We start from the raw sequence: 15,479 nt of genomic DNA on the forward strand, positions 1-15,479 counted from the left end.
TAATTTTAGTCACAAAAATCACCTCGAGGTAATCTTTGGAAGAAGCCAAAATCATGTCGGAAGAGGATGTGAATCGCACCTACCTGCGATTTGCACACCAGTTCTTGGAGCCCCATGACGATCCTTCCGAGCCAGCCATTATTGGAATGCAGACCAGAGGTGTGTTTATCGGCCGAAGAATTGTAAATATTATCGAAGATATATCTGGTATCAAGCCTGATTTTGGAGTTTTGGATGTGACGTTTTACAGGGATGATTTTCGCTCGAAACTAAAAATACCGGAAGTAAAAATAACCGAAATACCGTTTGATCTTTATAACAGAGATGTGATTTTGGTAGATGATGTTCTTTATACCGGCCGAACCGTTCGTTCGGCTATGGACGCCCTGATGGATTACGGCCGCCCAAGAAGTATTAAATTTTGTTGTATGATTGACAGGGGACACCGGGAACTGCCAATCCGTTCGGATTATGTAGGTATGACCGTTCCAACCCATGCCGATGAGGAGGTTCAGGTAAAAGTAAAAGAACTGGACGGAGAAGATGCCGTTTATATTGTGAAGGGAAGGAGGACGGATGCCTGAAGCGACTTCAGAATACAGCTTCAAACAAAAGCACCTTCTGGGTCTGGCTGATTATTCGGCCGATGATATCAAATTTGTACTCGAGCAGGCTAAAACATTCAGGGAAGTACTGGATCGTCCGGTCCCGAAAGTGCCGACTCTCCGCGACAAAACCATTGTAAACCTGTTTTACGAAAACAGTACACGAACCCGCTTGTCTTTTGAACTCGCACAAAAACGAATGGGGGCTGATGTTGTAAATTTTTCTACAAGCACTTCAAGTACCCGAAAAGGTGAGTCTCTGAAAGATACCATTCGCAATATCAGTTCAATGAAGATTGACATGGTTGTGGTGCGTCATGAAAGTCCCGGCGTTCCACATTTCCTTACTAATTGTGTTGATGCGGCAATTCTAAATGCCGGTGATGGTGCTCACGAACATCCAACGCAGGCACTCCTGGACATGTTTACGATTCAGCAGGAATTGTCCCAATTGGAGGGCAGAAAGATTGCCATTATCGGCGATATTACTCACAGCCGTGTGGTTCGTTCCAATATTATTGGGATGTTGAAGATGGGAGCGGAAATCACAATCTGTGGCCCAAAATCGCTTATGCCGGCGTATGTAAACGCTCTGGGCGTGAACGTCTCTTACAATTTGGAAGAAACACTTTCCTGGTGCGATGTGGCAATGGCACTTCGGATTCAGATGGAACGTATTGGTGGCGCAACCGATCTGTTTCCAAGCCTGAGAGAATATCACAGCCTGTTTGGAATAAAAATGTCTCATCTTGAAAAATATCCCCAGTTTACCATTATGCATCCCGGGCCTATCAATCGCGGTGTGGAGATGGAAAGCGAAGTTGCAGACAGCAATCGCGCAGTAATTCTGAACCAGGTTACGAACGGACTCGCGGTCAGAATGGCTATTCTTTACCTGTTAAGCGGCGGCGCCAGAGTATAAATCCCTTCTAATACGCTTCATACGCAGAAAACTTATCTAATTTTTTGTTAAACATTTCTTAACAGAAACCCGTAGAAAAGATTCTCGAAAGTTATTATTTTGACCGTCATTCAATTTCTGACCATTAGTCAAATATGAAAACAAAGATGACCCGTAAAGAGCGGGAACGCAAAGCCCGTAAAGAGCTCATCATTGATGTCACTGAAAAGATCATCGAAGAGCGAGGCTATGAAAATATTACTATGGATGAGATTGCAGAGAAGGCTGAGATGGGCAAGGGATCTCTTTATCTTTATTTCAAAAATAAGACCTCCATTATTTTAGCTATCTGTGATCGTGGTTCAAGGATTTTAACCCAATCTATGAGCAAGGTGCTCACCCAGGAGATCACAGGATTGGAAATGATTGAAAAGTTGGGCCAAACATACTTTCAGTTCATCAAAGATAACCCATTGTATTTTAATGCTTTCAGCTATTTTGAAGGCCTGATGAACCGCGATGCGTTAGACGAAAGTCCTATGGCTAAAAAGTGTGAAGAAAATGCTAAAGAAGCGATGACCTTCATTATCCGGTCAATACAAATTGGCATGCAGGATGGAAGTATCGATTCATCTTACAATCCGAAGGAACTCGGGTTGATTGTTTGGGGCGCTTCGAAAGGGGTTGTTCATATGGCTTATATGAAACAAAAAGAACAACACATGGCTGTTTTGGACGAGGTAGAATTCAGCCTTGAATCACTGATTGATACATTTATGCAGTTGGTAGGACAGGGAATGAAAAATACTGACCATCAGTCAGAAAATGTGTAACAAACAAAAAATGCAAACGTAGCAGGTATCTGATTTTTTAAAATTGTGCAGAAATAAAGAACAATGCAGAAACAAAATAAACGACTAACGAAGGTTTTAGTTCTCTTACTTCTTGGTTTTTTGAACGGGAGTCAGTGGGCATTTTCTCAAAATATAACCGTTGAGCTACCCGAGGATAACGAATTAACGATGAACCAGGTAGTACAGCTTGCTGTTGTGAATAACCCACAAATTAAGCGGGCAATTTTGTCGGTGGAAACAGCCGATGAACAAGTTAAACTTGCCTGGAGTGAGGTTTTACCGGATGTAACAAGCGCGGCCACTTTTACCCGGAATATTGAAATTCCGGTAAACTTTGTGCCGGCAACATTTTTTGATCCCAATGCAGATCCTGATGAATTGGTGCCTTTACAGTTCGGTACGGATAATAATTGGCAGGGCGGTATTACAGTTTCACAAAATATATTTCGCGGTGAAGCGATTGTGGGTATCAGCAGTTCCAGCGTTTTTAAATCATTACAAGTTGAATCACTCCGTTCAACCGTTCAGCAGGTGATAACCCAGGCCCGGAAAGCCTTTCACACAGTTTTGATTGCTGAAGAACAACTCAGGCTACAGGAAGCAACCATCACCCGGATACGGACAAACCTTGACGAGAATCAATCGAGATATGATGCCGGACTTATTGAAGAGTACGATGTTCTGCGCCTTGAAGTGCAGCTGGCAAACCAGGAACCTCAGTTAAAAGACGCTGAACTGGCAGTGGATGAGGCATATCGTTCATTGAAAGAGGTGATGGCACTTCCTCTGGATATGCCGGTGGAAATTACCGGGAGTCTGGGAACGTATACGATTAACAATTCTCCTGAGAATATTGATGTAAACGAAGAGATCTACAAGATCGTAAGCGCTACACCTGTTCCATCACTTTCTGAGGAAGAAGCTCTTGATGTGATGCGTGACAAACGAGGAGACCTGCGGGTTTTGGGAGCGCAAGAAAGTCTGAAAGACCGAGAAATCAGAGCGATTAAAAGTCGGTTTCTGCCAACAATATCAGCCGATTATAATTTACAGTGGACGGCGGCGCAACCAGGTTCGCCAAGGCCGTTTGAAAACGCCGTACGGTTTCAAACGTTGATGCTGAATGTAAGCTTCCCGCTTTTTACCGGTTTTGAAAGAATGGCAAATCTCAATATAGCCAAGATTGAAATGAAGGATATTGAGGTACAGCAGTGGGCTACAGAAAAAACGGCTTTGAATGAATATCAAACAAGTTTGGAACGGCTGCACAACCTTGAAGGAACAGCGAATGCAAGAAAGCAGGCAGTGGATCAAGCTCAAAGAGGTTATGAGATTGCTGCAAACCGCTATGAGAATGGAATCGGCTCACAGTTGGAAGTAACCGAAGCAGAACTACAGGTGCGTGAGGCGGAGTTAAATTATGCAATATCTGTAGCTGATTACCTGAACACCAAAGCAGATTTTGATATCGCCATTGGGATGGTTCCAATGATCGATGAAACCCAATACGAATTTTAAATATCACACAACCAATCATGATGAATAACATTAAAAAACTGACAATACTTTTATTTGCTCTCGGGGTTCTTTCTGCGTGTGAGACAGAAGTAGCTGAGCACGAAGAGCAGGTTAAATCCGTAAATATTGAAACTGAACAGGTAGAAACGGAAGTTTTTGAAAGCTATCTGAGGCTTGTAGGTACCGTTATTACAAACAGCGATGTGCAGGTTGCTGCTGAAGTAAGCGGACGAATTACCGAGGTTCGAAAAAATGAAGGCGAGGTTGTTCGCAAAGGCGAGACCGTTGTAAAGGTTGACGATAGAAAATTACAGCAAGAGTTTAATCGCCTTCGTGCCACAACCGAACAATCCAGAGAAAATTATGAACGCCTCCAACGGTTGTATGAAGAAGAAAATATTGGATCGGAAATTGATTACCTGAATGCAAAGTATGGCTACGAGCAGAATCGGGCCGCTCTGGAATCAATCAAAGTTGATCTTGAAAACACATCTATTTCAGCTCCATTTCCGGGAAGTGTTGAATCAATTTTTACAGAGGCCGGAGAAATGGTTTCTCCCGGTACACCGGTTTTTCGCCTGATTAACAGGGATGACAAAAGAGTTTTGATCGGCGTTCCAGCACGATATTCCGGTGCCGTTGACCTGGGAGACAATACAGAGGTTTGGTTTGATTTTGATCCCGATACAAAGTATCAGTTACCGGTAACATTTGTGGGAAGTGCTATTGACCCGAGAAACCGGACATTTGAAGTAGAAATAAAATTACCGGTGGACATCAGCCAGATAAAAGTGGATATGATTGCAAATGTGCGTCTCCGAACCGAAAGGATTGAAGAAGCCATTGTGGTTAGCGAGCAATACATCTTCCAAAAAGAAGGAAACGATGTAGTGTATGTACTAAATCAAAATGAACAAGGTGAACCTATCGCATCTCAAAAAATTGTGAGCCTGGGTTCGGCGTATGGAAATGCTGTGGTTGTTGAGGATGGATTAAATGCCGGAGATGAACTCATTACACTTGGAGCTTCCTATTTGCAGGATGGTTCAAGAGTTTTCAAAGCAGAATCTGATCAATCGGAAATGGCCTCCAATAAAGAAAATGGGTCTGAATAAATCATGAATGAAGAAATAAATAATCCAATAAAAAAAACTTCAACTTCTGCTGAAGATCGAAAGGAGTTCGGCCTCAGTTCATTCTCCATCAACAACAGGGTAAGTGTGCTGGTGATGATTATTCTCATCGCCATCTTGGGGATTCGGGCATATATGTCCATCCCCAAGGAATCATCTCCTGATATAACGGTGCCAAATATTATTGTTATCACCTTATATCCCGGAACAAGTCCTGAGGATATGGAAAGCCTGGTTACGAGAAGGCTTGAAGAGGAGCTCGCCACAATCTCAGACATTAAAGAGATGAGTTCTACTACCGCCGAGGGATATTCCAGTATTAATTTGGAATTTAATACTGATGTAAATATTGATGAAGCCCTGCAGAAAGTTCGGGAAAAAGTAGATTTGGCAAAACCCGAGTTGCCTTCTGCGGCTGAAGATCCTCTGATACAGGAGATCAATATTTCTGAGTACCCAATCATGCAGGTTAACGTTTCCGGGCAATATGGACTGGAAGATTTAAAGCAGGTAGCGGAAGATCTGCAAGATCGCCTGGAAACCATTCCCCAGGTGTTGGAAGTAAATCTTGCCGGTGGTGTGGAGAAAGAGGTTCAGGTAGATGTTGATCTTCAAAAGCTGAAGTATTACGGCATCGCTTTGGGCGACATCATATTTGCCATCCAGAATGAAAACGTAACGATTCCGGCCGGCGCCGTTGATGTGGGTACCAAAAAATTCCTAATGCGGGTTCCGGGTGAATATGATGATCCCGGCCTGATTGAGGACATTGTCATTGATGCGCCCAGCGATTTCCCAATCTATATTCGGGACATTGCAAATGTGTCTTTCGCTCAGAAGGAGAGAGAATCCTATGCGTATTTGGATGGTGATCCGGTTGTGACTCTTTCCGTGATCAAGCGAAGCGGCACGAATATTATTGAAGCTGCCCAAAGTATCAGGAGCATTATTGACCAGGAACTGCCAAATATGCCTCCCACAACCGATATCAAGATTACTTCTGATATGAGTGAGGAGATCAACATGATGGTAAGCAGTCTGGAGAATAACATTATTTCCGGCCTTATTTTGGTGATTGGTATTCTGCTCTTCTTTCTTGGCGTCAGAAATGCATCGTTTGTGGGAATATCCATTCCTCTTTCCATGTTTATGTCGTTTATCATTTTGCAGATTGCCGGCATTACAATGAACATGATTGTGCTCTTTTCATTAATCCTTGCGCTGGGAATGCTGGTAGACAATGCCATTGTGGTCGTAGAAAATATTTTCCGCTATCTCGAAGAAGGATATGATAATATCGAAGCCGCAAAAAAAGGCACGGGCGAGGTAGCATTGCCGATCATTTCCGGTACGGCAACAACGCTGGCTGCATTTTTGCCCATTGCGTTCTGGCCCGGAATGGTGGGTGAGTTTATGTCGTATCTGCCCATCACACTTATCGTTACGCTGAGCTGTTCTCTTTTTGTGGGCCTGGTTATCAATCCGGTGCTTTGTGCAGTGTTTATGACATTGGAAACCGAAGAAGATACATCCAAACCTTCTATGACCAAGAAAGGGAAATGGGTATTAAGCATTTTTGGTGGAGTGATTCTCGTGCTGCTGTTTCTCGGTAATCCTCCTCTCTGGGGAATGATGATTCTTTTGGGAGTACTACTCTACTTCAGTTTCAGATTTTTCATGAAACCTGTTGGTTTATGGTGGCAGAAGCGTGGTTTAAACAAGGTTCTCGAATATTACGAGTCGTCATTAAAATGGTCGCTCAGCCATCGTTTTATCGTTTTGGGAATTTCCATAGCAGTACTGATTTCCAGTTTCATTGTATTTGGAATGTTCAATCAGGGGGTTGAGTTTTTCCCCGAAGACATTCCTCCGGCGCGGGTGTATGTCCAAATCGAAACTCCTCCCGGAACCAATGTTGAATTTACTCGCGAAGTTGCATTGGAGTTAGAAAACCGGTTAACTCAGCTTTCCAATTACGGAGATGTTGAAACCATTGTGACCACTCCCGGAGCACCGGTATCCAGCGGATTTGAATTCGGAGGCGGAAATAGTTCTAACCGGGGTACCATCGTGCTCAGTTTTGTGGACTACAATGAACAGGAAGGAGATGTGTTCGAGGCAATTGAGCAGATGAGGGAAATCCTTCCGGAAGGAATTGCAGGAGCAGAAATAACGATTGAAAGCGAACAGGGTGGTCCGCCGACCGGTAAGGCGATTAATCTTGAAATCGTAGGTCAGGATCTGGAACAACTCGACAGCATTTCACAAGAAATTCTCAGGATACTGGAAAACGATCCGATTTACGGCAAACTTGATGGTTTGGAAACCGATCTGCCGGAAGCCCGCCCTGAAACACGAATTACCGTAGACCGGGAAAAAGCGGCAATCTTTGGCGTGAATACCTCTGATGTTGGAAATACAATCCGGCAGGCAATTAATGGTGTTGAGGCTTCTCAATACAGGGAGGGTAACGATGAGTACGATATTATTGTGCGCCTGGCAAAAGAGTATCGGGATGATTTAAGTACCCTGAACAGTCTTACCGTTATGGGAGAAGAAGGTCGTCAGATTCCACTTTCAGAAATAGCTGGCTGGAGTATTGAAGAAGGATACGGTGGGATTAGGCGGATCGATCAGAATAGAGTTGTTTCTGTTCAGGCAGATGTGAGGAGCACGTACAACAGTAATGCGGTTCTTGCCGAAGCACAGCAGATCCTTCAGCCGTACCTCCAGGATCTGCCGACAGGTGTAACGGCACGCTGGACAGGGCAAATGGAAGAGCAAAATGAAGCACAGGAATTTTTGACAAATGCATTCTTTATTGCTCTTGGTTTGATGGCGTTTATTCTCATTTCGCAGTTTAATTCCGTTGCCAAACCCTTCATTGTTTTAACATCCGTTATTATGTCCATCGCCGGTGTGTTGTATGGACTGGTTATTTTCCAGATGCCGTTTGGTATCATTATGACAGGTATCGGGGTAATTTCACTGGCTGGGGTGGTTGTAAATAATGCCATCGTGATGATCGACTACATCGACATTCTGAGAGTTCGGGATAAGATGAAGTTGTATGATGCACTGGTACAAGGAGGAATGGTTCGTTTTCGTCCGGTAATTTTAACGGCTGTTACTACAACACTCGGTCTTGTTCCTTTGGCTATTGGTTTTAACCTGGACTTTATCGTTCTGGCCAATGACCCGGTACTGTTTTTCAATAATATCGGAGAATATTTGTACTGGGGTGGAGTACAGGCAGCATGGTGGAGCCCCATGGCAATTGCCGTGATCTGCGGTTTGATGTTCGCCACATTCCTCACTCTGATACTTGTTCCGGTACTCTATTTTATAGTTGAGGAAACGAGGAGAAATACTAACAAATATTTCTTCGACACCGTCAATCCTGCCATTATTATTGATCAAAGCAACAGCATCAGGCAAAATGGATCATCCAAAGAGGAAAAGGAAAAAGAGTACCATACATAAAGGCCTCAAAGAGATTGGCAGATATTCATCTTCGATGTGGTATCTGCCAGTCCATTTCTTTATTTTTTGGGAGAATTTTCACCAAATCTTAGCAGTTTGATCCAACGACCTCAATCCCTCTATTTATTTGTTGCCGCACTTATCAATCTCGGCGTTTTTTTTAATTCAATTTATAGCAAAGCCATGGCCGATCCCGCAGAATGGATTGGGTATGGATTGGCAATTTCCATCACTCTTGCCCTGCTCCTTGCACTGGTTTCAATTTTTCTATACAAGAACCGGCCACTTCAGTTAAACCTGGTCAAGTTTGGAACCTACATTCAAATAGTGGCTCTTGGTTTTGGAACCGGGGTTCTATTTTCACTTGGAGGGTTTGGAATTTTCTTGTGGCAAGAGACAATTGGTGTGGCTCTTCTTGTCTTATCACTTGTAATGTTTTGGCTTGCAGGCAAGAATATTAAGAAAGATGAAGCGCTGGTCAAGTCGATGGACCGCATACGGTAATCTTTTTGAACTCCTCCGATACTTTCCAAATACCTATTCTGAAAGTAGTTATTTTCCTTTTTTTGGGATTGATTTCTTTCGGTTTGGCTCCCATTTTGGTCCGCTTTGCCACAGATGTTGAACCCCTGGTTCTTGCTGCCGTGAGAACCATTTTTGCTGTTCTTTTATTGATGCCCTTTTGGGCATCAAAGGGGAAATCATTCAGGCAGCTAAAAAACAATGGGGTAAATCCATTATGGCTGGGTGGCGCCGGGCTTTGTCTCGGTCTTCACTTCACGTTTTGGATAGCATCACTCCACTATACATCGGTTGCATCAGCCTCTGTTTTGGTAACCATTCATCCCGTAATGTTGATTGTGGCCGAGAGTCTTTTATTTAAAAAAAGTTTTCGGCCGTTGGTTTGGTTGGGTGTTTTTATAGCCTTCATCGGGTCCGTTTTTTTGGGAATAGCTGATAAAGCCCTGGCAGAAGAATTTCCCCAGGCACTTTTCGGGAATGCATTGGCATTCACAGCAGCCGTTATTTTTGTGATATACTTTTTAATCGGGCGAAAAATCAGGCAGCATTCCGAATGGATTGATTATGTTTTCCACGTATATCTTTATGGAGCTATTACATGTACGATTTTATCATTTCTATGGGTGGAAGGAGTGCCGGTCATAACAACACCAGCCATTATTATTGGTCTTGCATTGGCCGTGGGGCCCACTCTGATGGGGCATGGTTCGGTGAATTATGCGGTTAAATATGTTTCTCCAACATTACTTTCCACGTTAATTTTGTCCGAAGCTGTTTTTGCGGCGATTGCTGCATACTTTATTTTTGATGAATTGCCAACGATGCTATCCATTACAGCAATGATAATCATCGTTTGTGGAATTGTATTGACGTGGTCACGCCGAATAATTGGCAAGAAAGATCAGTAAACAGATGTCGGGAAAAGGATGAGATTTGTGTTTTTTTGTTCAATCAAAACAAAACTGCTACTTTAGCGTATAAATATCTTGAAAATTTTTTATTACCCGATAACATTTAACCAGTAAATTCAAGAGAATCAACTGTTTGCGTTTCAAAAAATGATTCGATAGAAAACTGCGTTATAATAGTTGATTTACAAATAGCAGAAGGAGCCGTTAGAAAGTTTTTGGATTTTATGGATAACGATCCTTCACAAACAGGAAACAACCTGTACTTCATGAAATTAAAATCCCCTTTTGTCGCAAAAGAAATAGGTAAGTTGTTTTTTATCCTCTTCATAATTTCTTTTGTTGCAATTTCCTGTACGCGAGATTCAAAGAAGCAGTCTTTTTCTTCTGAATCAGCTCCAATCACTGTTTACGATCCGATTGACCGTGATTTTGATGATATTAAGGAGAGCGGTGTACTGAGAATGATCACCTTTTACAGCTCAAATACCTATTTCTTAAATCAGGGTATCGAAGTTGGCTTTGAATACGAACTCTTGAAGGAATTTGCCCGGGAGAACGACCTTGCACTTGAAGTAATTATTGTCGGTGCTGATGAAAATCCGTTCGATTTGCTGAATAAGGGAGTGGGTGACGTTATTGCCGCCAATTATACGATTACGCCCGAAAGGAGAAGGGTTGCAACGTTTACACGGCCCTATAATATTGTAGATCAAATGGTGGTTTACTCTGTTGAAGAATCTGACAGGCCTCAAACTCTTGAAGAGCTCTCTGAATCCGGAATACCCATCTCTGTTCGGCGAAATAGTTCCTACTACTCCCGCCTCCAGGAATTGAACAATGAAGATTACAATTTTAATATAAATCCTATTTCGGATGGGATGGATACAGAGGCTGCTCTTTATCAGGTAGGCCAGGGTAATCTGCATGCAACGATTGCAGATGATAATATGTATTACGCATCCAGCCGATATATGGAGGGTTTGTTCCCGGGCCCGACTATTGCCGAAGCCGATACAATTGCATGGGCAATACGAAGCAATGCAGAGGAACTCGAATCCAGAATGAACCGGTATCTCTATAAACATTTTCGGTTTTCGGAAGATAAAGATCAGCCGCGGCGTTCTACATTTCTCAATGTGTTGAGGAAAAAATATTTTGAACAGAGCCGGCAAATGGCAGAATATTACAATCCGGAGTGGCAATATCAATCTATGGGAGTTATTTCCCCCTATGATGAAATGGTAAAAGCCGTTGCCGATTCACTAGAGTTGGATTGGTTGATGCTTACGGCGATGATTGCCCAGGAATCCAGCTTTAATCCAAATAGCAGAAGCTGGGCAGGTGCTGTTGGTTTGATGCAAATTATGCCTCAATTTGTAGATTCAACCGCGTACGAATCTTACCGGGAATTATACGATCCTATGACAAATATTCGGGAAGGCGCAAGAATCATCAAAGAACATCTTGAACACTATTCCTATCTCGAGGATAAAGATCAGCAGTGGGCATTTGCACTTGCAGCATATAACGTTGGTTCAGGCCATATGGCCGATGCGAGGAGGCTCGCCATCGATCAAAATAAAAATCCCAATGACTGGGATACCGTATCCAGCGCCTTATTGAAGTTAATGCAGAGAAGACATTATCAGCGTGCCCGCTACGGATTTGTCCGTGGAATCGAGCCGGTGAAATATGTAGAAGAGATTATGAACAGATACCGGACGTATGAGGCGATATTGGCTCTTTCTGAACAACAACAGCAAGCCGGTTTCACAGATGTATTAAGCCCGACATTTAATCGCTAACTTGTTGCCTTTATTATCAACAATGTAAGGTCATCAAAGAGCTTGTGGTTGGAAAATACGGATACTTCATCCACGATAGCCTCCATAATTTCATTGGAGGTTTTATCCCGGTTTCTGATAATACATTCCTTCAAGCGATCAATACCGTACTCCTCTTCGTCAGTATCCATAGCCTCATTCACGCCATCGGTATAACAGATTAAGACATCGTTAAAATTTAGCTGAATGTCTTTTTGATCGTATGGCATCATAGTTTCCATCGCTCCCAAAAGCAGTCCGCCCTCGGATAATTCTTCGAATGTATTGGAATTATTTCGCAGCAGTAACGGAGGGTTATGGCCTGCATTTACATATCGCAAAATTTTATGAGTGCTCAGATATTTTGCCCAAAAGAAAGTGATGAATTTATCAGGGGGAGTGTTTCTATAAATAAGATTGTTGATCCGTTCAGTCGCCTCAGATAGCGTTATATCCACGGGGAGGAGAACATGCAGCATCGACTGAAGGTTGGCCATGAGTAAAGCCGCAGGCACTCCTTTTCCGGTTACATCGGCAATGGCCAGAATCGTATTGCCGTCAAGTGTTTTGGCGATATCAAAATAATCGCCTCCAACTTCACGCGATGAGATCGTGCTTGCGGCCAGGTCCACTCCCTCAATTTCCGGTATTGGGTCAGGAAGTAAACCCTCCTGGATGGATTTGGCAATGGAAAGTTCTTCTTCCATTCTTTCTTTATCAATCCGTTCTTCCAGGAAATATGTTTTTTGGATTGAAATAACAGCGAGATTTGCCAGAGATTTCAGGAAATTGAAATCGGTTTCAGAAAAAGGGACTCCATTCGCACGTTCACCCACGCCGATAACGGCCACCTTCTCATTTTGTATAGATACACTGATTAAGGCGGTAATATCGCTTTCACAAATCCAGGCATGATCTTCACCGAAACTTTCATCCACCTGAATCACATCGTCCTGGGTGGCTTCAAACAGTTTTTGGATCTCTTTGGAATCGGGTTGTTTTTGGAGACCGCTGGCTGCCAATAAATTAATATCATCCTGGTTTTTATATATCAGAAAAAATGTTCTGATAAAAAGCTGTCCCAGCAGAGCGAATTTAAAAATCCTTGAAATCTTCTCCCTGTCCACCAAAAGGTTGAATTCCTTGGAGAGATCAAACAGTGTGTTTAACTCATGAATCCGGCGGTCTAAATTGCGATACGTGTTTTTGAGTTCTGTAAACAGCTGTGAGTTAACCAGTGCGGCTGTAGAGATAATGCATAACCCCTCGATAAACTCAAGTTCATGTTCCTCAAAAGGTTGGCTGTTTGCTTTTTTTCCTAAAAAAAGAAGCCCGTGATGGTTATTGCTGGTTCGAAGGTTAAAAAAGAGGCCGCCATCGGTATCACCTAAAGAGGATCGAAAAGGTTCGTTCGAAAGTTTAGCTTCAAAGTAAACCCGGTCTTTATGTGTGTCTTTCTCAATGATTTGGTATTTGTCATTTTCCTTTAAATCAGGGAGACCCTTGGATTTTCTCAGTGAATAGGAACCGGTTTGAGGGTCGTAGATAAAAATGGCTGCCCGGCTCACCAACAATCTTCCCATCAGAATGAGAAGCAGGTTGTTGATTATGAATTCACTATTACGCGATTCAACCAGCATGCGGCTGGTTTCAAGAACTGTTTTAAGTTCGAATCTGGATTGTAGCCCTTCTTTTTTTTTGGATTGGTTCACTCTGTTAACTCAATTCCGGTTTTTACTCATTCGAAGTATATTCTTCTGATTTTTGATGTTGTATGACACTTCATCCATCAATTTCCTGATTAAATAAACTCCCATACCGCCTCTCTTCTTTTTCTCAATTTGCCTTTTTAAATCCGGCTTTTTGTATTTCTCAATATCAAATCCTGTTCCATGATCGGTCAGGGTAACTACCATTTTATCATTATCAAACTCAAGATTAATAATTACTTCTTTGCTCGAATCATTTTTATAGGCATGTTTGATAATATTCGTATATGCTTCGTCGACAGCCAGCTGGATGTCAGCAACTTTTTGAGCAGAAAAGCCCTGATTTTCGGCATGTTTTGACACAAACTCCCGGATTGTAGAGAGATTTTGTGTCGAAGCATAAACCTTCTTTCGGTATGTGGTTGCCTTATCCAATATTGGTACTACTTTTCATTTAAAAATTTTTCAACGGCATTTTTTTCGTCTTCAAGAATATCATAAAGAGTAGGAAAGCCCAGGAGGTCAAAAACGTTATAAACTTTATCATTCATATTGGTCAGCTTAATATCTCCGCCAATACCGCGAACATCTTCTATGTATGCCATAAATACTCCAAGGCCCGCACTGGCTATATAGTCGAGTTCACTAAAGTTTACGATGATATTGGATTTTTGATTATTGATAAGACGTTTGAGAGAATCTTCGAGCTGAGAAGCAGTGTGCGCGTCTAACTCACCGTAAAGATCTAATACCTCAAAGCCACTGTTCGTGCGGTGATCAATTTTAAAGTTTTTCATTTACTCAATGTACTTGGATTGAAATGATGGAATATATCTAAAATAGGATTAAGAGGAATAGACCGAAAATAAGAATACGTAGGGAAGATAGGGAGGTTTCGCCAAAAAAATAGGGTATCGTACGTATCCGGTACGATACCCTGACTATTCATCAAGAGAGACGCTACTTGAGCGCCCTTCATATTACCAAAAAAGCGACAAAATCCACAACCTTTAATTGAAACATATAGAAGTTTCATTGAAAACGGGTCTTTTCTCCTACTGTTTTTTACTTAGATGATTTTTTTGAACTTAGTGCTAAACACTTGATTTAGTACCCTGCGATTGTTTTTGGATAAAAAAAGCCATCACAACCAAATGTGATGGCTTTAAATAATTAAAAGTTAATGCAGCTAAAATATCAATCCATTCTTCGGATTTTGATATTTCTGAACCATACATCATCTCCATGATCCTGAAGCCCAACGTATCCTTCTTCGGCTACATCGGCCCAGTTTTCATTTAACTCGGGGAATTTACTGTCTGCTACGTCTTCTTCCCATTTGGGTGTCCATAAGTGGTATTCCACAACAGTTTCGCCGTTTTGTTTATGAACTACGGTTCCATCATAAACGATGATCTCGCCGCTGTTCCATTCACCGGCAGGATTTGCGTTTTGAGGATCAGCAGGATATAAATCATAGAGAGAAGCAGATTGCCTGTTACCATTTTCACCCAGCATAGCATCGGGGTGTCGCTCGTTGTCGAGTATCTGGTATTCAGGGGCAGTCATCCAGATGTAATCAAATTCATCTGATTCCTGTCCGAGGTATAAAATACCTGAATTACCACCTTCGGCTACTCTCCATTCAAATTTTAAGTGGAAGTTACCGAAAACTTCATCATAGAGAATATCTCCACCTTCAACTGCTCCGGCTTCGCCGCGCCCTGAGCCCTGGATGTGCAAGGTTCCGTCAACAACTTCCCAGGCACCCGGAAAAGAGTCGCTTTGATAACCGCGCCAGCCTTCAGAAGTTTCTCCATCAAACAAAAGAGTGAAGCCTTGTTCCTCTTCCTGAGCGGTTAGAGTATTTGGAGCTGCCTCCTCAGTTTCTGTCTCCGTTGCTGTGGATTCTGATTGTTGGGTTTCCGTATCTGAAGAGCAGGCTGTAAAAAAGCCTACAACCAGAGCAAGCAGAGTAAACTTGAAGAACCCAATATTTGCAAGTGATTTCATTTTCATA

Annotated in this window: 13 protein-coding genes; 9 read left to right on the forward strand and 4 right to left on the reverse strand. The window is 42.4% G+C overall.

The features are described from left to right. The first annotated feature begins 35 nt into the window (after positions 1–35). The 9 genes from pyrR to L0B18_RS05330 all read left to right on the forward strand — a co-directional run bounded on the left by pyrR (position 36) and on the right by L0B18_RS05330 (position 11,732). Positions 36–584, forward strand: coding sequence for a bifunctional pyr operon transcriptional regulator/uracil phosphoribosyltransferase PyrR (pyrR, locus tag L0B18_RS05290; protein WP_234569127.1), 549 nt, complete (start codon positions 36–38; stop codon positions 582–584). Continuing rightward, positions 577–1,527, forward strand: a complete 951-nt coding sequence (locus L0B18_RS05295) for an aspartate carbamoyltransferase catalytic subunit (RefSeq protein WP_234569132.1) — start codon at positions 577–579, stop codon at positions 1,525–1,527. Before pyrR ends, L0B18_RS05295 begins: the two co-directional genes overlap by 8 nt. Before the next feature lie 134 nt (positions 1,528–1,661). After that, positions 1,662–2,339 carry a TetR/AcrR family transcriptional regulator gene (locus tag L0B18_RS05300; protein WP_234569135.1) on the forward strand — a complete coding sequence of 226 codons (678 nt, stop codon included), beginning with the start codon at positions 1,662–1,664 and terminating at the stop codon, positions 2,337–2,339. A gap of 63 nt (positions 2,340–2,402) precedes the next feature. Next, a complete protein-coding gene (locus L0B18_RS05305) occupies positions 2,403–3,878 on the forward strand; it encodes a TolC family protein (RefSeq protein WP_234569138.1) in 1,476 nt (491 codons plus the stop codon). 17 nt (positions 3,879–3,895) lie between these two features. After that, positions 3,896–4,993 carry an efflux RND transporter periplasmic adaptor subunit gene (locus L0B18_RS05310; protein WP_234569141.1) on the forward strand — a complete coding sequence of 366 codons (1,098 nt, stop codon included), beginning with the start codon at positions 3,896–3,898 and terminating at the stop codon, positions 4,991–4,993. A 3-nt stretch (positions 4,994–4,996) separates the two neighbouring features. Then, the gene (locus L0B18_RS05315; RefSeq protein WP_234569151.1) at positions 4,997–8,494 is read left to right on the forward strand and encodes an efflux RND transporter permease subunit; all 3,498 of its coding nucleotides are present in this window, start codon (positions 4,997–4,999) and stop codon (positions 8,492–8,494) included. Between the two features lie 96 nt (positions 8,495–8,590). Further along, complete coding sequence (locus L0B18_RS05320; protein WP_234569152.1) at positions 8,591–8,998, forward strand: DUF4293 domain-containing protein; 408 nt, start codon at positions 8,591–8,593, stop codon at positions 8,996–8,998. Between the two features lie 5 nt (positions 8,999–9,003). Further along, positions 9,004–9,924 (forward strand): DMT family transporter, encoded by a 921-nt coding sequence (locus L0B18_RS05325; protein ID WP_234569154.1) that lies wholly within the window; start codon positions 9,004–9,006, stop codon positions 9,922–9,924. A gap of 269 nt (positions 9,925–10,193) precedes the next feature. Next, a complete protein-coding gene (locus L0B18_RS05330; RefSeq protein WP_234569171.1) occupies positions 10,194–11,732 on the forward strand; it encodes a transglycosylase SLT domain-containing protein in 1,539 nt (512 codons plus the stop codon). On the opposite strand, the gene L0B18_RS19815 is transcribed toward L0B18_RS05330, so the two are convergent. From L0B18_RS19815 to L0B18_RS05350, 4 genes are all read right to left on the reverse strand, one after another. Next, positions 11,729–13,462 carry a SpoIIE family protein phosphatase gene (locus L0B18_RS19815; RefSeq protein WP_234569174.1) on the reverse strand — a complete coding sequence of 578 codons (1,734 nt, stop codon included), beginning with the start codon at positions 13,460–13,462 and terminating at the stop codon, positions 11,729–11,731. The two genes, L0B18_RS05330 and L0B18_RS19815, sit on opposite strands and share 4 nt — an antisense overlap. A 9-nt stretch (positions 13,463–13,471) precedes the next feature. After that, positions 13,472–13,894, reverse strand: coding sequence for an ATP-binding protein (locus tag L0B18_RS05340; RefSeq protein ID WP_234569177.1), 423 nt, complete (start codon positions 13,892–13,894; stop codon positions 13,472–13,474). A gap of 8 nt (positions 13,895–13,902) precedes the next feature. Next, positions 13,903–14,256, reverse strand: coding sequence for an STAS domain-containing protein (locus L0B18_RS05345; protein WP_234569180.1), 354 nt, complete (start codon positions 14,254–14,256; stop codon positions 13,903–13,905). Between the two features lie 400 nt (positions 14,257–14,656). Continuing rightward, entirely contained in the window at positions 14,657–15,478 is an 822-nt protein-coding gene (locus tag L0B18_RS05350) for a 3-keto-disaccharide hydrolase (protein ID WP_234569196.1), read from the reverse strand. Position 15,479: the final 1 nt, after the last annotated feature.

It is taken from the genome of Rhodohalobacter sp. 614A, from assembly GCF_021462415.1.
GTDB lineage: Bacteria > Bacteroidota > Rhodothermia > Balneolales > Balneolaceae > Rhodohalobacter.

What these genes read in the sequence shown, in the direction of transcription:
- L0B18_RS05295 (WP_234569132.1), top strand. Translation starts at nt 577, where the DNA reads ATGCCTGAAGCGACTTCAGAATACAGCTTCAAACAAAAGCACCTTCTG.
- L0B18_RS05300 (WP_234569135.1), top strand. Translation starts at nt 1,662, where the DNA reads ATGAAAACAAAGATGACCCGTAAAGAGCGGGAACGCAAAGCCCGTAAA.
- L0B18_RS05305 (WP_234569138.1), top strand. Translation starts at nt 2,403, where the DNA reads ATGCAGAAACAAAATAAACGACTAACGAAGGTTTTAGTTCTCTTACTT.
- L0B18_RS05310 (WP_234569141.1), top strand. Translation starts at nt 3,896, where the DNA reads ATGATGAATAACATTAAAAAACTGACAATACTTTTATTTGCTCTCGGG.
- L0B18_RS05315 (WP_234569151.1), top strand. Translation starts at nt 4,997, where the DNA reads ATGAATGAAGAAATAAATAATCCAATAAAAAAAACTTCAACTTCTGCT.
- L0B18_RS05330 (WP_234569171.1), top strand. Translation starts at nt 10,194, where the DNA reads ATGAAATTAAAATCCCCTTTTGTCGCAAAAGAAATAGGTAAGTTGTTT.
- L0B18_RS05345 (WP_234569180.1), bottom strand. Translation starts at nt 14,256, where the DNA reads ATGAAAAACTTTAAAATTGATCACCGCACGAACAGTGGCTTTGAGGTA.
- L0B18_RS05350 (WP_234569196.1), bottom strand. Translation starts at nt 15,478, where the DNA reads ATGAAAATGAAATCACTTGCAAATATTGGGTTCTTCAAGTTTACTCTG.